The organism is Streptomyces sp. NPDC034049 (assembly GCF_055575575.1).
The window spans coordinates 107,899-123,444 of the sequence record NZ_JBVISJ010000011.1 but is presented as its reverse complement, the minus strand read 5'-3'; the positions used below and the strand labels follow the sequence as shown (position 1 = coordinate 123,444).

General features: G+C 72.0%; 13 protein-coding genes and 2 pseudogenes. 8 read left to right on the top strand and 7 right to left on the bottom strand.

The genetic code is table 11. The features are described 5' to 3' along the window. Positions 1–17: 17 nt before the first annotated feature. The 5 genes and pseudogenes from ACZ52C_RS28775 to ACZ52C_RS28755 form a co-directional block, all read right to left on the bottom strand. Positions 18–425 carry a VOC family protein gene (locus tag ACZ52C_RS28775; protein WP_469077495.1) on the bottom strand — a complete coding sequence of 136 codons (408 nt, stop codon included), beginning with the start codon at positions 423–425 and terminating at the stop codon, positions 18–20. A 110-nt stretch (positions 426–535) separates the two neighbouring features. After that, a complete protein-coding gene (locus ACZ52C_RS28770) occupies positions 536–1,837 on the bottom strand; it encodes a hypothetical protein (RefSeq protein ID WP_469077494.1) in 1,302 nt (433 codons plus the stop codon). 461 nt (positions 1,838–2,298) lie between these two features. Continuing rightward, positions 2,299–3,015 (bottom strand): annotated as a pseudogene (locus ACZ52C_RS28765) (ABC transporter ATP-binding protein); the annotation flags it as partial. A 261-nt stretch (positions 3,016–3,276) separates the two neighbouring features. Continuing rightward, on the bottom strand, positions 3,277–4,641 hold the full coding sequence (locus ACZ52C_RS28760; RefSeq protein ID WP_469077493.1) for an aspartate aminotransferase family protein: 1,365 nt from the start codon (positions 4,639–4,641) through the stop codon (positions 3,277–3,279). A 19-nt stretch (positions 4,642–4,660) separates the two neighbouring features. Then, a complete protein-coding gene (locus ACZ52C_RS28755) occupies positions 4,661–5,185 on the bottom strand; it encodes an Lrp/AsnC family transcriptional regulator (RefSeq protein ID WP_086805192.1) in 525 nt (174 codons plus the stop codon). A gap of 174 nt (positions 5,186–5,359) precedes the next feature. On the opposite strand from ACZ52C_RS28755, the gene ACZ52C_RS28750 reads away from it, so the two are divergent. From ACZ52C_RS28750 to ACZ52C_RS28720, 7 genes and pseudogenes are all read left to right on the top strand, one after another. After that, positions 5,360–6,796, top strand: coding sequence for a gamma-aminobutyraldehyde dehydrogenase (locus ACZ52C_RS28750; protein WP_469077492.1), 1,437 nt, complete (start codon positions 5,360–5,362; stop codon positions 6,794–6,796). A gap of 98 nt (positions 6,797–6,894) precedes the next feature. Next, entirely contained in the window at positions 6,895–8,052 is a 1,158-nt protein-coding gene (locus ACZ52C_RS28745; RefSeq protein WP_469077491.1) for a polyamine ABC transporter substrate-binding protein, read from the top strand. Positions 8,053–8,293: 241 nt separating this feature from the next. Then, positions 8,294–8,458: pseudogene (locus ACZ52C_RS28740) on the top strand (hypothetical protein); the annotation flags it as partial. After that, positions 8,458–8,901 carry a hypothetical protein gene (locus ACZ52C_RS28735; protein WP_469077611.1) on the top strand — a complete coding sequence of 148 codons (444 nt, stop codon included), beginning with the start codon at positions 8,458–8,460 and terminating at the stop codon, positions 8,899–8,901. The pseudogene ACZ52C_RS28740 and the gene ACZ52C_RS28735, both read left to right, overlap by 1 nt. 196 nt (positions 8,902–9,097) lie before the next feature. Then, positions 9,098–9,757: a YceI family protein gene (locus ACZ52C_RS28730; protein WP_192365345.1), complete on the top strand. Its 660-nt coding sequence runs from the start codon at positions 9,098–9,100 to the stop codon at positions 9,755–9,757. Positions 9,758–9,840: 83 nt separating this feature from the next. After that, positions 9,841–10,386, top strand: coding sequence for a hypothetical protein (locus tag ACZ52C_RS28725; RefSeq protein ID WP_060887175.1), 546 nt, complete (start codon positions 9,841–9,843; stop codon positions 10,384–10,386). A 156-nt stretch (positions 10,387–10,542) separates the two neighbouring features. Next, positions 10,543–12,240, top strand: a complete 1,698-nt coding sequence (locus ACZ52C_RS28720) for a sigma-70 family RNA polymerase sigma factor (protein ID WP_469077490.1) — start codon at positions 10,543–10,545, stop codon at positions 12,238–12,240. A gap of 49 nt (positions 12,241–12,289) precedes the next feature. On the opposite strand, the gene ACZ52C_RS28715 is transcribed toward ACZ52C_RS28720, so the two are convergent. Together ACZ52C_RS28715 and ACZ52C_RS28710 are read right to left on the bottom strand one after the other, a co-directional pair. Further along, positions 12,290–12,994, bottom strand: a complete 705-nt coding sequence (locus ACZ52C_RS28715) for a glycerophosphodiester phosphodiesterase (protein ID WP_469077489.1) — start codon at positions 12,992–12,994, stop codon at positions 12,290–12,292. A gap of 26 nt (positions 12,995–13,020) precedes the next feature. Continuing rightward, positions 13,021–14,124, bottom strand: a complete 1,104-nt coding sequence (locus ACZ52C_RS28710; protein WP_469077488.1) for an adenosine deaminase — start codon at positions 14,122–14,124, stop codon at positions 13,021–13,023. A gap of 205 nt (positions 14,125–14,329) precedes the next feature. Here ACZ52C_RS28710 and ACZ52C_RS28705 point away from each other — a divergent pair, with 205 nt between their 5' ends. Beyond that, positions 14,330–15,532 carry a DUF4190 domain-containing protein gene (locus tag ACZ52C_RS28705; RefSeq protein WP_469077487.1) on the top strand — a complete coding sequence of 401 codons (1,203 nt, stop codon included), beginning with the start codon at positions 14,330–14,332 and terminating at the stop codon, positions 15,530–15,532. Positions 15,533–15,546: the final 14 nt, after the last annotated feature.

The window sequence follows — 15,546 nt, the reverse complement described above, 5'->3', positions numbered from 1 at the left end:
GTGGACGAGTGGCGCTTTCAGCCCTCGATCGCCGACGGGTCCATCCACACGACCTCCCAGGTGTGGCCGTCGAGGTCGTCGAAGGCGCGGCCGTACATGAAGTCCATGTCCTGGACCTTCTCCGAGGCGGTGCCGCCGGCGGCGACCGCCTTCTCGACCAGCTCGTCCACCTTCGCGCGGCTCTCGGCGCTCAGACAGAGCAGCACCTGGCTGGTCCTGGTGGCGTCCGCGATCTCCTTCTTGGTGAAGGTCGCGTAGAACGGCTTGGTGAGGAGCATCGCCACGATGGTGTCGCTGATCACGACGGAGGCCGCGTTCTCGTCGCTGAACTGGGGGTTGAGCGCGTAGCCGAGCTCCGTGAAGAACTTCTTCGAGGCGTCGAGGTCGTTCACGGGCAGGTTCACGAAGATCATCTGCTGGTACATGGCGAGGTCTCTCCCGTAATCCGTCGTATCGGTTTCGGTCTGTTCGCAGGGATAGACCGGGGGTCCCCGCGAAACTCATCGCCGCGCGCGAACTTTTTTCGTACGAGTTTTCAGGCGGCCAGCGGGCGCGCCGCCAGCTCGGCGATCGTCCAGGTCAGGGGGCCGAACACGGCGAGCAGGGCGGCCGCGCGGAGCAGGGCCGCCCGCCGGGGCAGAACGCGGGGCGCCCCCAGCCGCAGCAGCGCGGCCGTGGTGTCCGCGTGCGCCCGCCGGGCCTCGACGGCGGCTGTCGCGAGGGTGAGCACGGCGCAGCCGGCCACCACGAGCCCGCCCAGCAGGGTGAGCGGGCCGACGGTGGGGCGCACGCCCGAGGACAGCGTCGCCATGGCGTAGGCGCCGGAGGCCACCGCGCACACCACGCCGAGGGGACGCCCGACGCGCCGGGCCTCCTCCTGGAGCACGCGCCCGGAGAGGAGGCGCAGTGCGCCGGGGCGTACGGACTGGAGCAGGCGCCCGGTGAGATGGGTGAGGCCGGGCCCGACGAGGATCAGCCCGAGCGCGGTGAGCAGCCAGCCGCCCAGGACGCCCGCGGGGCTGTCCGCGAAGCCGCCGGGGAGGGTGAGGCCGGAGCCGTCGTTCGACTGGCCTGCGTAGCTCTCGAAGGCGAGGCCCACGGCCAGTACGGCGACGCCCCAGGGGAGGCCGCCGGGGGCGGGGCGCGGAGCCGGTGGTTCCGGCGGCGCCTGGGCGGACTCGGCGGCGGCCGTGCCCTTCTCGTCCGCCCCCTCGTCCGCCTCCTCCTCGTACCTCGTGGCCCCCGCCGGGGGCGCGGTGCGCCGGGAGATCGCGAAGGTGTCGTACGCCATGAAGCGGGTCCGGGGGCCGGTGGGCCTGGCGTCGCTGCCCTTGGGGCGCAGGACCAGCGCGGTGGTGACCGAGGCGACGGCCGGGACGAGGGAGAGGAGGGTGAGGGCGGCCGGGAGGGGCAGAGGGCGCCCGGCGGCGAGGACGTCGGCGGCCGCGCCGTCGAAGGGCAGGCCGGTGAGGTCGCCGCGCAGGTGGAGGAAGAAGAGGAGGGCGAGGAGGGAGCCGAGGACGGTGGACAGGGCCGTGGTGACCGCGGAGATCGCCATGAGCCGGCCGGGACCGAGGCCGATCGCGGAGAGGCCGGGGCGAGGGCGGGTGCCGGGGTCGGTGCGGGCCACCGTCACCGCGAAGTACACGGTGGCGGCGGCGGGGGCCACGCACCAGGCCAGACGGAGCGCCGAGCCCGCCGGGGCGTGCGGGTGGGCCATGGCGTGCCCGAGGGCGCAGAGCAGCAGGAAGCCGGTGCCGCCGGCGGCCGCGGCCACGAGAAGCCGACGGAACTGGACCACGGGGTGGGCCCGGCGGGCTAGGCGGAGAGCGAGCACGCTGCCCGGCCTTCCCCGTCGGCGGCGGAGGAGCGCGCCCCGGCCGCCGGGCCGTCGGCCTCGGCAGGTGGCTGCGCCTTCCCGTCGGCGGGTGTTCTGGCTTCGCCCTCGGCAGCCGGGCGGCCCACTTCTGGGGTGGGGGCTGGTCGGTCGGTGGTTTCGGTGGGCTGGCGGGCCTGTTCGTCGGCGGGCGTTCTGGCTTCGCCCTCGGTTGCGGGGCGGCCTACCTCTGCGGCGGTGGAGGGGTGGTCCGACTGGGCCGGGGGGTCCGTCGCTGCCGGGGTGGTGGGGCGTCGGGGTTCTCGGGGCGTGGGGCGGCTCGCCTCAGTGGTGGCGGTCGGTGCTGCGTCGGCGGTGGCGGCCGGTGCTGCTTCCGGTGCGGTGTGGGCCGCCGCCTCCGGGCCGGAGCGCTCCGTGCTCGCGCCGGCGGGGGATCCGGCGCGGCGGGGCCGGCCGGCCGGGGCGCGGCTCTCGGGCTCCGGGGTGGCGGGCAGGCGGACCGTCTTCACGTGGCGTCCGTCCAGGAGGGTCACCGTGCGGTCCGCGAGGGCCGCCGTGTCGGGGTCGTGGGTGGCGAGCACGACCGTGATCCGGTGGGAGCGGGCCGCCGTGGTCAGGGTGCGCAGGACATGGGTGTGTTCGGCGCGGTGCAGCGGGGCCGTCGGTTCGTCCGCGAAGAGGACCGTGGGGGCGCAGACCAGGGCGCGGGCCACCACCACGCGCTGGCGCTCCGACTGGAGGAGGGCGTGCGGGCGCTTGCGGGCGGTGTCCCGGATGTCGAGGCGCTCCAGCCACTCCAGGGCGGCGGCCTTGGCGGCCCGGCGGCCGGTGCCGCGCAGCATCAGCGGCAGGGCGGTGTTCTCCCAGGCGTTCAGCTCGGGGACGAGGACCGGCTCGGGGTCGATCCACCCGAAGCGATCCAGACGCAGCCGTTCTCGGGCGTGCGCACCCATCGTGTGCACGGGGACGCTGTTGAACCAGACCTCTCCCCGCTGGGCCCGAAGTTGTCCGGACAGGCACCGCAGGAGCGTGGTCTTGCCGCTGCCGCGCGGGCCGGTGACGGCGAGGATCTCGCCCTCCCGGACACTCATCGACACACCGTGCAGGGCGGGCGAGCCGTCGTGCGCGTAGGTCAGACCACGTGCCCAGAGCACGTCGTTGTCCGGCGGGGCCACCATGGGCGTACACCTCGGTTCGGATCAGGATTGCCGGGGGAGCCCCCCGTCCGGGGAACGAAGGCAGGGCCGATCGGTTACAGGGGCACGCTAGGGAGTCGGGGCGGCAGGGGGCGGACAGCACACGGCCCGGGGCGCCCCCATCTCACTCGGATGGGGGCGCCCCGGGCCGTTCGAAAGGCGTTCATGCCCTGCCGTCGGCGGTTCGCGGCGCCGCGGTCCGCCGCGGTCCGCCGTGGTCCACGACTCCAGCAGGTTCCGCGACTACAGCAGGGTCCACGCCTCCGTCAGCGTCGCGCGCAGGATCTGCTCGATCTCGTCGAAGGTCGACTGGTCGGAGATCAGCGGCGGCGCGAGCTGGACGACCGGGTCGCCGCGGTCGTCGGCACGGCAGTAGAGGCCGTTCTCGAACAGCTTCTTGGACAGGAAGCCGTAGAGGATCCGCTCGGTCTCGTCGTCGTCGAAGCTCTCCTTCGTCGTCTTGTCCTTGACCAGCTCGATTCCGTAGAAGTAGCCGTTTCCGCGGACGTCGCCGACGATCGGCAGGTCGTGGAGCTTCTCCAGCGTGGACCGGAAGGCCGCCTCGTTGTCGAGGACGTGCTGGTTGAGCTTCTCGCGCTCGAACAGGTCGAGGTTGGCGAGGCCGACGGCGGCGGAGACGGGGTGGCCGCCGAAGGTGTAGCCGTGCAGGAAGGTGTTGTCGCCCTTGTAGAAGGGCTCGGCTATGCGGTCCGAGACGACGCAGGCGCCGATCGGGGAGTAGCCCGAGGTCATGCCCTTGGCACAGGTGATCATGTCCGGGACGTAGCCGAACTTGTCGCAGGCGAACATCGTGCCGAGCCGGCCGAAGGCGCAGATGACCTCGTCCGACACCAGCAGGACGTCGTACTGGTCGCAGATCTCGCGGACCCGCCGGAAGTAGCCGGGCGGCGGCGGGAAGCAGCCGCCGGCGTTCTGCACCGGCTCCAGGAAGACGGCCGCGACCGTCTCCGGGCCCTCGAAGAGGATCTGCTGCTCGATCTGGTCGGCGGCCCAGCGCCCGAAGGCCTCCGGGTCGTCGCCGTGGATCGGGGCGCGGTAGATGTTCGTGTTCGGGACCTTGCGCGCGCCCGGCACCAGCGGCTCGAAGGGGGCCTTGAGGGCCGGCAGGCCGGTGATGGCGAGGGCGCCCTGCGGGGTGCCGTGGTAGGCGACGGCGCGGGAGATGACCTTGTACTTGGTCGGCTTGCCCTGGAGCTTGAAGTACTGCTTGGCGAGCTTCCAGGCCGTCTCGACCGCCTCACCGCCGCCGGTGGTGAAGAAGACCTTGTTCAGATCGCCCGGCGCGTGGGAGGCGATACGTTCCGCCAGTTCGACGGCCTTCGGGTGGGCGTACGACCACACCGGGAAGAAGGCAAGCTCCTGCGCCTGCTTGAACGCCGTCTCCGCCAGCTCGGTGCGGCCGTGGCCCGCCTGGACCACGAAGAGACCGGCGAGACCGTCGAGGTAGCGCTTGCCCTTGTCGTCGAAGATGTACGTGCCCTCGCCCCGGACGATGGTGGGGACCGGGGAGTTCTCGTAGGACGACATGCGGGTGAAGTGCATCCACAGGTGGTCGTACGCGGTCTGGCTGAGGTCCTTGGGGCTCACGGGTATCGCGTCCTCACGGTTATCGGGTTCCCCACATGTAGGTCTGCTTCTTGAGCTTGAGATAGACGAAGCTCTCGGTCGACCGCACCCCGGGCAGGGTCCGGATGCGCTTGTTGATGACTTCCAGGAGGTGGTCGTCGTCCTCGCAGACGATCTCCGCCAGCAGGTCGAAGGAGCCGGCGGTGATCACGAGGTACTCCACCTCCGACATGGCCGTCAGCGCGTCCGCCACCGGATCCAGGTCGCCGTCGACGTGGATGCCGAGCATCGCCTGGCGCCGGAAGCCCACGGTGAGCGGGTCGGTGACGGCGACGATCTGCATCACGCCCTGGTCGAGCAGCTTCTGCACGCGCTGGCGCACCGCCGCCTCGGAGAGGCCGACGGCCTTGCCGATCGCGGCGTACGGCCGTCGGCCGTCCTCCTGCAACTGCTCGACGATGGCGAGGGAGACGGCGTCCAACTGCGGGGTGCCGTTCCTGGGCTCCCGGGAGTCCCTGGAGTCCTTCTGGTCTGCGCTTCGACTGGCCACGGCCTCACTGTGCACGACGTCTCGACAGTTCCGCAAGGCTGAACCGATGAAATTCGTTGTTTACGGGCTTGTAGCTTGCGGATTTCGCAGTCAGCGAGGTGTCGGGGGTGTTGAAAACGTGGGGCGGCGGATTAGGGTGGTGTCTCAAGGAATGGACACCCCAACCTGGACCCATCTGGAGGGCCGGCAGTGAGCACCGAGCTGCGTCGTCTGCGCAACTACATCGACGGGGAATTCCGTGACGCCGTCGACGGACGGACCACCGAGGTGGTCAACCCCGCGACGGGCGAGGCCTACGCGACCGCGCCCCTGTCCGGCCAGGCCGACGTCGACGCGGCGATGGCCGCCGCCGAGGCCGCGTTCCCGGGCTGGCGGGACACCACGCCGGCCGAGCGCCAGAAGGCCCTGCTGAAGATCGCCGACGCTTTCGAGGAGCGGGCCGAGGAACTGATCGCGGCGGAGGTGGAGAACACGGGCAAGCCGATCGGGCTGACCCGCTCCGAGGAGATCCCGCCGATGGTGGACCAGATCCGCTTCTTCGCGGGTGCCGCGCGGATGCTGGAGGGGCGCTCGGCCGGCGAGTACATGGAGGGCATGACCTCGATCGTCCGCCGTGAGCCGGTCGGCGTCTGCGCCCAGGTCGCGCCGTGGAACTACCCGATGATGATGGCCGTGTGGAAGTTCGCGCCGGCGATCGCCGCGGGCAACACCGTCGTGCTGAAGCCGTCGGACACCACGCCCGCGTCGACCGTCCTGATCGCCGAGATCATCGGGTCGATCCTGCCCAAGGGCGTCTTCAACGTGATCACCGGTGACCGTGACACCGGCCGGCTGATGGTCGAGCACCCGATCCCGGCGATGGCCTCCATCACCGGGTCCGTGCGGGCCGGCATGTCCGTCGCCGAGTCCGCGTCCAAGGACCTCAAGCGGGTCCACCTGGAGCTGGGCGGCAAGGCGCCGGTCGTCGTCTTCGCCGACACCGACATCGCCAAGGCCGTCGAGGACATCTCGGTGGCGGGCTTCTTCAACGCCGGGCAGGACTGTACGGCCGCGACCCGTGTCCTGGTCCAGGAGGGCATCCACGACGAGTTCGTGGCCGCGCTCGCGAAGGCGGCGGCCGAGACGAAGACCGGGCAGCCGGACGACGAGGACGTGCTGTACGGCCCGCTGAACAACCCCAACCAGCTCAAGCAGGTCGCCGGGTTCATCGAGCGGCTGCCGGCCCACGCCAAGGTCGAGGCCGGTGGCCACCAGGTCGGCGAGAAGGGGTACTTCTACGCGCCGACCGTGGTCTCCGGGCTGAAGCAGGACGACGAGATCATCCAGCGGGAGGTCTTCGGGCCGGTCATCACCGTGCAGTCCTTCTCGGACGAGGGACAGGCCGTCGAGTGGGCGAACGGCGTGGAGTACGCGCTGGCCTCGTCGGTGTGGACGAAGGACCACGGGCGGGCGATGCGGATGTCGAAGGCGCTGGACTTCGGGTGCGTGTGGATCAACACGCACATCCCGCTGGTCGCGGAGATGCCGCACGGCGGGTTCAAGAAGTCCGGGTACGGCAAGGACCTGTCGGGTTACGGGTTCGACGACTACACGCGGATCAAGCACGTGATGACGTCGCTGGGCTGAGGGTCGTCGACGGCTGAGGGTTGGTTGTGACTGGTCGCGCAGTTCCCCGCGCCCCTTCCGGGCCTTCGGCCCATAGGGGCGCGGGGGTCCAGAAGGGCATGCTCACGCGTCGCTCCCTGCTGGGGGCGGGGGTGTCCCTCGGCGCCATCGCCGGGTGCGGTGTGCCCGCCGCGTACGTGGCGCCCGGCGACCGGGCCGGCGTCGACCTGTCGGCTCGGGACAAGCGGCTGAGCTGGTCGAACTGGCCGCTCTACATCGACACGGACGACGAGGACGACACCCGGCGGCCGACCCTGGAGGCGTTCGAGGAGCGCACCGGGATCGCCGTCGACTACGTCGAGGAGATCAACGACAACGACGAGTTCTTCGGCAAGATCAGCCCCGCCCTGATGAACCACCAGCAGACCGGCCGCGACCTCGTCGTCGTCAGCGACTGGATGTGCGCCCGGTTCGTACGGCTCGGCTGGGTGCAGGAGATGGACCGGGCCCGGCAGCCGAACGTCGGGCGCCATCTGGATCCGCAGCTCAGGTCGCCCGCCTTCGACCCCGGCCGTGCCTTCACCGTGCCGTGGCAGTCGGGGATCACCGGTATCGCGTACAACCGGCGCAGGGTGGGCCGCGAGATCCGCCGGGTCGCGGACCTGTGGGCGGACGACCTCAAGGGGCGGGTCACCCTCCTCTCCGGGCTGGACGAGGCGTTCGCGCTGCTGATGCAGGGCAACGGTGTCGATGTCACGCGCTGGACCGCGGACGACTTCCACACCGTCTGCGACCAGGTAGCCTCCCGGGTCCGGGCCGGCCACATCCGCCGGTTCACCGGCAACGACTACATCAAGGACCTCGCCGGCGGGGACGTCCTCGCCTGCCAGGCCTACTCCGGGGACGTCATCCAACTCCAGGCCGACGACCCGGACATCCGGTTCGTCGTGCCCGAGGAGGGCGCCGAACTCTGGTCCGAGTCCCTGATGATCCCCAACCTGGCACGGCACAAGGCCGCCGCCGAGCGCCTGGTCGACCACTACTACGACCCCGACGTGGCCGCCGAACTCGCGGCCTGGGTCAACTACGTCTGCCCCGTCCCGGCGGCCCGCGACGTCCTGGCCTCCGCCAAGGACGAGGAGACCGCCGCCCTCGCCGAGGACCCCCTGATCTTCCCCGACGACACCATGCGGGCCAGGCTCGCCGTCGCCCGGGACATCACCTCCGGGGAACGGCGTGAGTTCGCGCGGCGGTGGAACGGGATCGTCGGGTTGTAGGGCGCGCCTGGGGCAGCCGGGGAGCCGGGAAGCAGGGGGAGCGGTGGGGCGCGCCCGGGGCGCGGAGGGAGTGGCAGGGCGCGCCCGGGGGCGCCGGGGAGGGCGGGGAGCGTGCCGGGGGCGCCGGGAGACCGGGAGGGCTCCGGGGGCCGGAGGGTCACCTCGCGGGGTGGGTCGGCGTTGAGGAGGGCGGGGGGAGGGCCTCGTCGTCCCCGTCGGCATCGAACGCCGGAGGGCCGTCATGCGGCTGACCGACCATGTCACGCTCGTCGCCGGCAGGGCGTACGGATTCGATCTCAGCGACCCGCTGGACGGTCATGTCCACCTGGTGCGGGGCGCCCGGCACAGCGTGCTCGTGGAGGCCGGGGCCGGCCGGTCCGCCGTAGCGCAGCGTGCGCGCCGTGCGTGTCACCGGCGCCGACCCGGCCGTCTGCTGCTCACCCACGGCCACGCCGACCACGCGGCGGAGCCGCCGCGCTCGCCGAACGGCTGCCCGGACTGCGGGCGCCGGTCGGCGCCGAGGCCACGGGGTGGATCGCGGCGGGCGACGAGGCGGGGGTCGGTCTGGAAAGGGGAAAGGCGTCCGGGTACTACCCGGCCGACCACACCTTCGCCCCCTGCCCCCAGGTCGAGGCCGTGGCCGACGGCGAGGAGATCGACCTCGGCGGCGGAGTGGTCCTGCGTACCGTCGCGAGCGAGCGCGCCGCCACTCCGGACAGGCCGGCGGCGCTCCACGTGGACGCGCTGTTCCCCGGCCACCACGAGATCTCGCTCGCGCGGGCCGGGCGGCATCTGGCAGCCGCCCGGGACACCTTTGCCCGTGGCCTGCTGCCGAAGAGCACGACCTGATTCCCGGACGGCCCCGATTCGCTTCAGGCCGTTTCCGGGACGAATTGCGGCGGGAAATTCGTGGGGGCCTTGTGGAGATCGTGCAATTGTCTGCCGCGCGGTGGCGTTTTATCAGCCTTTCGCCGTCGATGCGGACCTGATGGATTCGCCGGCGGAGGGTTGCGGCCCATCCCGTCGTGCCGTAGTTACGTGAATCATGAACCTGTTCACCCGTGCTGCGTCCCTGCGCCGCCCGGCAGCCCCCACAGCCGCACAACTCCCCCACGAGTCAGCGGCATTCGCTCCCGACGGCATGTCCGACCCCGCTCTCGCGATGCTGACCGGCGAATGGATGATCGACGCGGCGCACAGCCGTATCGGTTTCTCCGTCCGGCACGCCCTGGTCACGACCGTGCGTGGGGCGTTCACCGAGTATCAGAGCCGGCTCTATTTCGACGGTCGTGATCCCTCGCGTTCACGCGCCGAGATAGTGCTGTCCACCACGTCCGTCGACACCGGAGTGGAACAACGCGACGCTCATCTGATGGGTCGCGATTTCCTGGATGCCGCGACTTATCCGCGTATGCGCTTCGTCAGTACGGCGGTGCGTCTCGTCGGCAACGATGTCTACCGCATGGCCGGTGAACTCACGATCAAGAGCATCACCCGCCCCGTCGATCTGGAACTCACCTACATAGGGCACGTCATGGACCCGTTCGGATACGAGCGGGTCGGCTTCGACGGGACCACCACCATCAATCGTTCCGAATGGGGCCTCACCTACAACCAGCGGCTCGCGGAGGGCGGCGCCATGGTGAGCGAGAAGGTGCGCCTGCAGTTCGACATCGCCGCGATCCGCTCGATCCCCGGAGGCTGAGGGTCCGTCGCGTTCCCGAGGGGCCCGGCGACTGCCGGGCCCCCACTTTTGAACGCGTTCAAGTGGGGGCGTACGCTCACCCCATGAGCGACAGAGCCGCCCTGTTGAAGGGCATCCGTGCGTGGCTGGTCTTCTTCGTCGTCTGTCTGGTGCTGAGCGGCGCCACCGCCTTCCCGCTGGTCCACGAGCTGCGCTGGACCGAGGAGTTGCTGCGGTCGTGGTCCGTCGGCGACCACCTGCCGACGCTCGTCGAGTGGATCGAGCGGGTACGGGCGGGGCTCGACGAAGCCGACGCCGAGTACCCGTTCCTCCTGTACGGCACGGACTGGCTGGCCTTCGCGCACCTGGTGATCGCGGTGTCGTTCTACGGCCCCTACCGCGACCCGGTCCGCAACATCTGGGTCATCGAGTTCGGCATGATCGCCTGCGCGGGGATCGTCCCGCTGGCCCTGATCTGCGGGCCGATCCGGGACATCCCCTTCTGGTGGACCGTGATCGACATGTCGTTCGGGGTCTTCGGAGTGATCCCGCTGTACGTCGTACGACAGCGGATCAAGCGGCTGGAGGCCCTCACCGGCGGGTGGGACCGGAAAACTGTTATCCCGGCCGCCTCCACACCGTCTCCGTAGCCCCCCTGTCTCCCCACATGCAGGAGCGAGCCGTATGAGCAGTGTGCGTGGTGTGATCTCCGCCTCGGAGATTCCCCAGGTCGGGACGATGGCTGAGAAGGTACGGAACACAGCCGAGTGAACAGGGTGAGCCCAGCGGGACCGAAGGGGACGTACGTGGACGGGCGGCAGTGGCGGTCCACCATCGCGGCCGCGCAGGCGGGGGACCGACGCGCCCTCGACGAGCTGGTCGAGGGCTGGCTGCCGCTCGTCTACAACATCGTCGGCCGGGCCCTCAACGGTCACGCCGACGTCGACGACGTCGTGCAGGAGACGATGCTGCGCGCCGTCGACAACCTCGGCACGCTGCGCGATCCGGACAGCTTCCGTTCCTGGCTGGTCGCGATCGCCATGCGGCAGATACGGGACCGGGCGCGCCGCCGCACCGCCGACCAGTTCGACGACCACGATGCCCACGGCGCCGCCGACTTCGCCGAACTGACCGTGCTGCGGCTCCAGTTGGAGGGGCAGCGCAAGGAGGTCGCGGAAGCGGTCCGCTGGCTCGACGACGAGGACCGGCAGCTGCTGTCGCTGTGGTGGCTGGAGGTCGCCGGTGAACTCACCCGGCGCGAACTCGCCGCCGCCGTCGGCATCAGCCGGCAGCACGCCGCCGTCCGCGTCCAGCGGATGAAGGCCCGGCTGGAGACCGCGCGCGGCATCGTGCGCGCCCTCGACTCCTCCTGCTCCGACCTCGGCCGGGTCACCGCCCGCTGGAGCGGGCAACCCGACTCGGTGTGGCGCAAGCGCATCGCCCGGCACATCCGCGGCTGCGCCCGCTGCGACGGCCACGGCCGCACCGGCGAGGTCGTCGTCCCCGCCGAACGCCTTCTCGTCGGGCTCGCCCTCGTTCCGGTGCCCGTCGGGTTCACCCTGTCCCTGGCGTTCGGCGGCAAGACGGCCGCGGCGGCGACCGCCGCGACCGCCTCCGTGGGCTGGTCCGCCAAGGTGATCGGCGCCCTCACCAAGCCGGTCGTCGCGGTCTCGGCCGGCGCGACGATCGTCGCCGGGGGCGCGTACGTCGTGACGCAGCCCCCGGCCGACCGGCCCGCGCAGGCGGCCCCGTCGGCGATGAGCACGGCCCGTGGACCCGCGGCCCCGGCGCCCCGCGCCTCGTCGCCCTCCTCGTCGCCCTCCTCGTCCCCCTCGCCCTCGGCCTCCCCGTCGGCGACGAAGAAGAAGGCTCCGAAAGACCTGTACGGCACCGTCGTCGACGTGGCGGACGAGGCACCGGACCCGGACACCCCGCCCGCCGCCCTCCCGCGCCGGCCCGAGTCGGGCGTCACCAGCAGCGGCGGGGCGCGGACCGTGATGAACCATCGGGGCGAGCAGGTGACGTTCACGGGCCGGGGCTATGTCCTGGTCCGCTGGCAGATCTCGCCCCAGTACCGGGCGGGAGGTCTGGTCATGCCGGCCTGGACCGGCCTCGACGGCAAGCTCTTCCACGTCGCCTCGGGCGGCGGCCGCCGCATGGACGACCCGACCTCCGCCGACGGCAGGACCTCGGGCATGGGCGGCCCCGACACCGGCTACACCGTCCTGCCCGACGGCACCCAGCAGATGTGGCAGAACGAGTACTTCTACCTCGACGGCACGGTCACCCTCACCCAGAACGAACGCGGCGCCGACTACGGCATCACCGTGGCGCCCTCCACCTGGGACGCCGTCACCGAGGACATCACCGTCGGCCCCGATCGGGGGGCCATCCGCTACGGCCTCGTGCGCGACGACGGCAAGGACTCGGCGCCGGTGCCGCAGTACGTCACCCGCGAGAAGCCGACGGACGCGGCGACCGTGGCACAGCGGTCCGAGGTGTAGCGGGCGCGTGCGTGCGGGTGGGGGCCGATCGGGCAGGCCCCGCGCTCCCTCAGAGGGCCGGTCGCCCGTTGCCCGTGGCCCTGAGCGTGCACAGGGCGTCGACGCGGTTGGTGGTGATCGAGTCGACGCCCCAGGACAGCAGGCGGCGCATGGAGCGCCGGGTGTCCGGGGTCCAGGCGGACAGGAGGTAGCCGTCCCGGTGGACGCGGTCCGCCAGGGGGCGGGTGAGGAGGCCGAAGCGGTAGTTCAGCCAGCGCGGACGGATGGCGTCGAGGAGGGCGGGGCGCGGCGGAGCGGAGGTCTTCCAGGTGAGGGCGAGTTCGGCCGCAGGGGCGGCGGCGCGGACGGCGAGCACGGTCCGCGGGTCGGCGCTGTAGTAGACACGGTCCTCGGCGTCGCACTCGCGTACGACGCCGAGGATCTGCCGCACCGCCCGGGGGTCGACCGCCCCCGGCAGGTCCACCATCACGCGGCTGCCCTCGGTGGCGTGCAGCGCGTCGGCCAGCGTCGGCACCCCCTCGGCCGTCAGCCCGCGCAGCTCCGCGGCGGAGAGCGCGGCCAGCGGCCGGTCCACCTCCCAGAGCCGGTTGAGCGTCGCGTCGTGGAGCAGGACCGGTACCCCGTCACGGGTCGTCCGGACGTCGAACTCGACGGCGTCCGCCCCGAGTTCGAGCCCGGCCCGCAGGGAGTCGAGCGTGTTCTCACGGTGGCGGTAGGGGGCGCCGCGATGGGCGACGGCGGTCACGGTGCGCATGGTGGTGGTTTCCGGTCCCGATCGGATCAGGGGGTCAGCCAGGCCGAGGTGTAGGTGTCGATCTCGGCGGTCACCCGGGCCTTGCCGGGCTCGTCGAGGAAGGACGCCTCCACGGCGTTCTTCGCGAGCGCGGCCACGCCCTGCTCGTCGAGGTCGAGGAGGCGCGCGGCGACCGCGTACTCGGTGTTCAGGTCGGTGCCGAACATCGGCGGGTCGTCGGAGTTGACGGTGACCAGCACACCGGCCCGGACGAACTCCCCGATGGGGTGCTCGTCGAGGGTGCGGACCGCGCGGGTCGCTATGTTCGAGGTCGGGCAGACCTCCAGGGCGATCCGCCGCTCGGCGAGATGGGCCAGCAGCTTCGGGTCGCGGGCGGCGCTGGTGCCGTGGCCGATGCGCTCCGCGCGCAGTTCGTTGAGCGCGTCCCAGATCGTCTCGGGCCCCGTGGTCTCGCCGGCGTGCGGCACGGAGTGCAGCCCGGCCGCGATCGCCCGGTCGAAGTGCGGCTTGAACTGCGGCCTCGGCACGCCGACCTCGGGTCCGCCGAGACCGAAGGACACCAGCCCCTCCGGCCGCAGCCGGTCCTCGGTGGCGAGCCGTAGGGTCTCGTCGGCCGCGGCCTGTCCCGCCTCGCCGGGAATGTCGAAGCACCACCGCAGTACGGTCCCGAACTCGGCCTCCGCCGCCTTCCGGGCGTCCTCGATCGCGTCCATGAAGGCCCGCTCCTCGATCCCGCGACGGGTGGAGGAGTACGGCGTGACGGTCAGCTCGGCGTAGCGCACCTGCTGGCGGGCGAGGTCCCGCGCCACCTCGAACGTCAGCAGACGGACGTCCTCCGGGGTGCGGATCAGGTCGACGACGGACAGATACACCTGGATGAAGTGGGCGAAGTCCGTGAACGAGAAGTAGTCCGCGAGCGCCTCGGGGTCCGTGGGCACCTGGGAGTCGGGGTGGCGGGCGGCCAGTTCCGAGACGATACGGGGGGAGGCGGAGCCGACGTGGTGCACATGCAGTTCGGCCTTCGGCAGACCGGCGATGAAGGCGTGCAGATCGCGGGAGCCGGAAGCGGCGGCGGTGTCGGCGACGGCGGGGCTCAGGGGCACGCCCTGCGCGGTGCGGTGGTCGGTCAAGGTTCCTCCCCGGGAACGGCGTCCGCCCCGAGCCATGGACTGCTGCGGGGGGCGCGGGTGATCGGCTGATCGATGACTCGGAGATCATCGTAGGCGGCCGTCCGCTCTTCGATCCCCGGGCCTTAGCATGACCGAACGTACAGCTGATCGCGTACGTCGGAGAAGACGACGCAGAACGGCACGGAACGTCACAGGGGGAGCGCTCATGCCGGCCGACGAGGCACCGATTCCGGACACACCGACCACTCCACCGCCGGGGGCATGGGCGCCTCCGCAGGGCGACGCCGCGCTGTCGCCGACCGTGGTCGACGGCGCCACCCTCCCGACGGTGACCGATGACGCGGCCCCGCTGACGGTGGTCGACGGCGCCGAGCTGCCGACGATGATCGACGATGCCGTGCCGCCGACGGTGGTGGACGGTGCGGCGCTGCCGACGGTCACCGAGGACGCCGCGCCGTCGGCGCCGGGCGGCGGTGCCGAACTGCTGACGGTGGCCGAGGGCGTACCCCTGCCGACCGCGCCGGACGCCGCCCCGCAGCCCCGGGACGCGATACCGTCCCCGACGCTCGCCGAGGCACCCGCGGTGACACCGACGCCGACGGTCGCCCTCGACAAACCGACCGCGCCCAGCCCGACGGCCGCGCAGAGCCCGACAGTCGCGTCCGCCCCCGCACCCCAGGCTCCGTACGACCCCTGGGCCGCACTGGCCGACACCCCGGCCCATGGCGGCCCCGCGCACACGCCGACCCCCGCGCCGCAGCCCTGGGCGGGTCCCGGCGCGTTCGCACCCCCGGGTGCCCAGCAGCCCGCGACGGCGCCCACTCCCGCCGCCCACCCGTTCGCGCCGCCCGCGACCGGCGCACCTCACGCGTCCTACCCGCCGCCCGCGGCCTCCGCGCCCTACGCGGCCCCGGGCGCTGCCGTACCCCCTCCGCCCATCGGTCCCGAGGGTCCAGGGCAGATCCCGTACGGCTACTCCCCGTCCCCCGCGTACCCGGGCGTCCACGCGCAGCCCGGCGCCGGCTACCCCGCTCCGGGCGCGGGCTACGCCTGGCCCCTCGCGGCGCCGCCGCCGAGCAACGGCATGGGGATCGCGGCGATGGTGCTCGGCATCTGCGCGGCCGTGTTCTTCTGCCTGTGGCCGCTCGCGATCCTGCTGGGGGTCATGGCCATGATCTTCGGCTTCATCGGGCGGGCCAAGGCGCGCCGGGGCGAGGCGACGAACCCGGGGCACGCGCTGGCCGGGATCATCTGCGGAGTCGTCGGCATCCTGCTCGGCATCGGCTTCATCGTCCTCCTCGTCCTGGCGGCCGAGAGCGACGGCTACGACTCGGACACCGACCCCTTCGACGACAGCTACTCCACGTCCCTGTCCCTGGCGCTGCCGAGGGCGGAAGCCGGCGTGTAGCGCCCCGAGGGAGG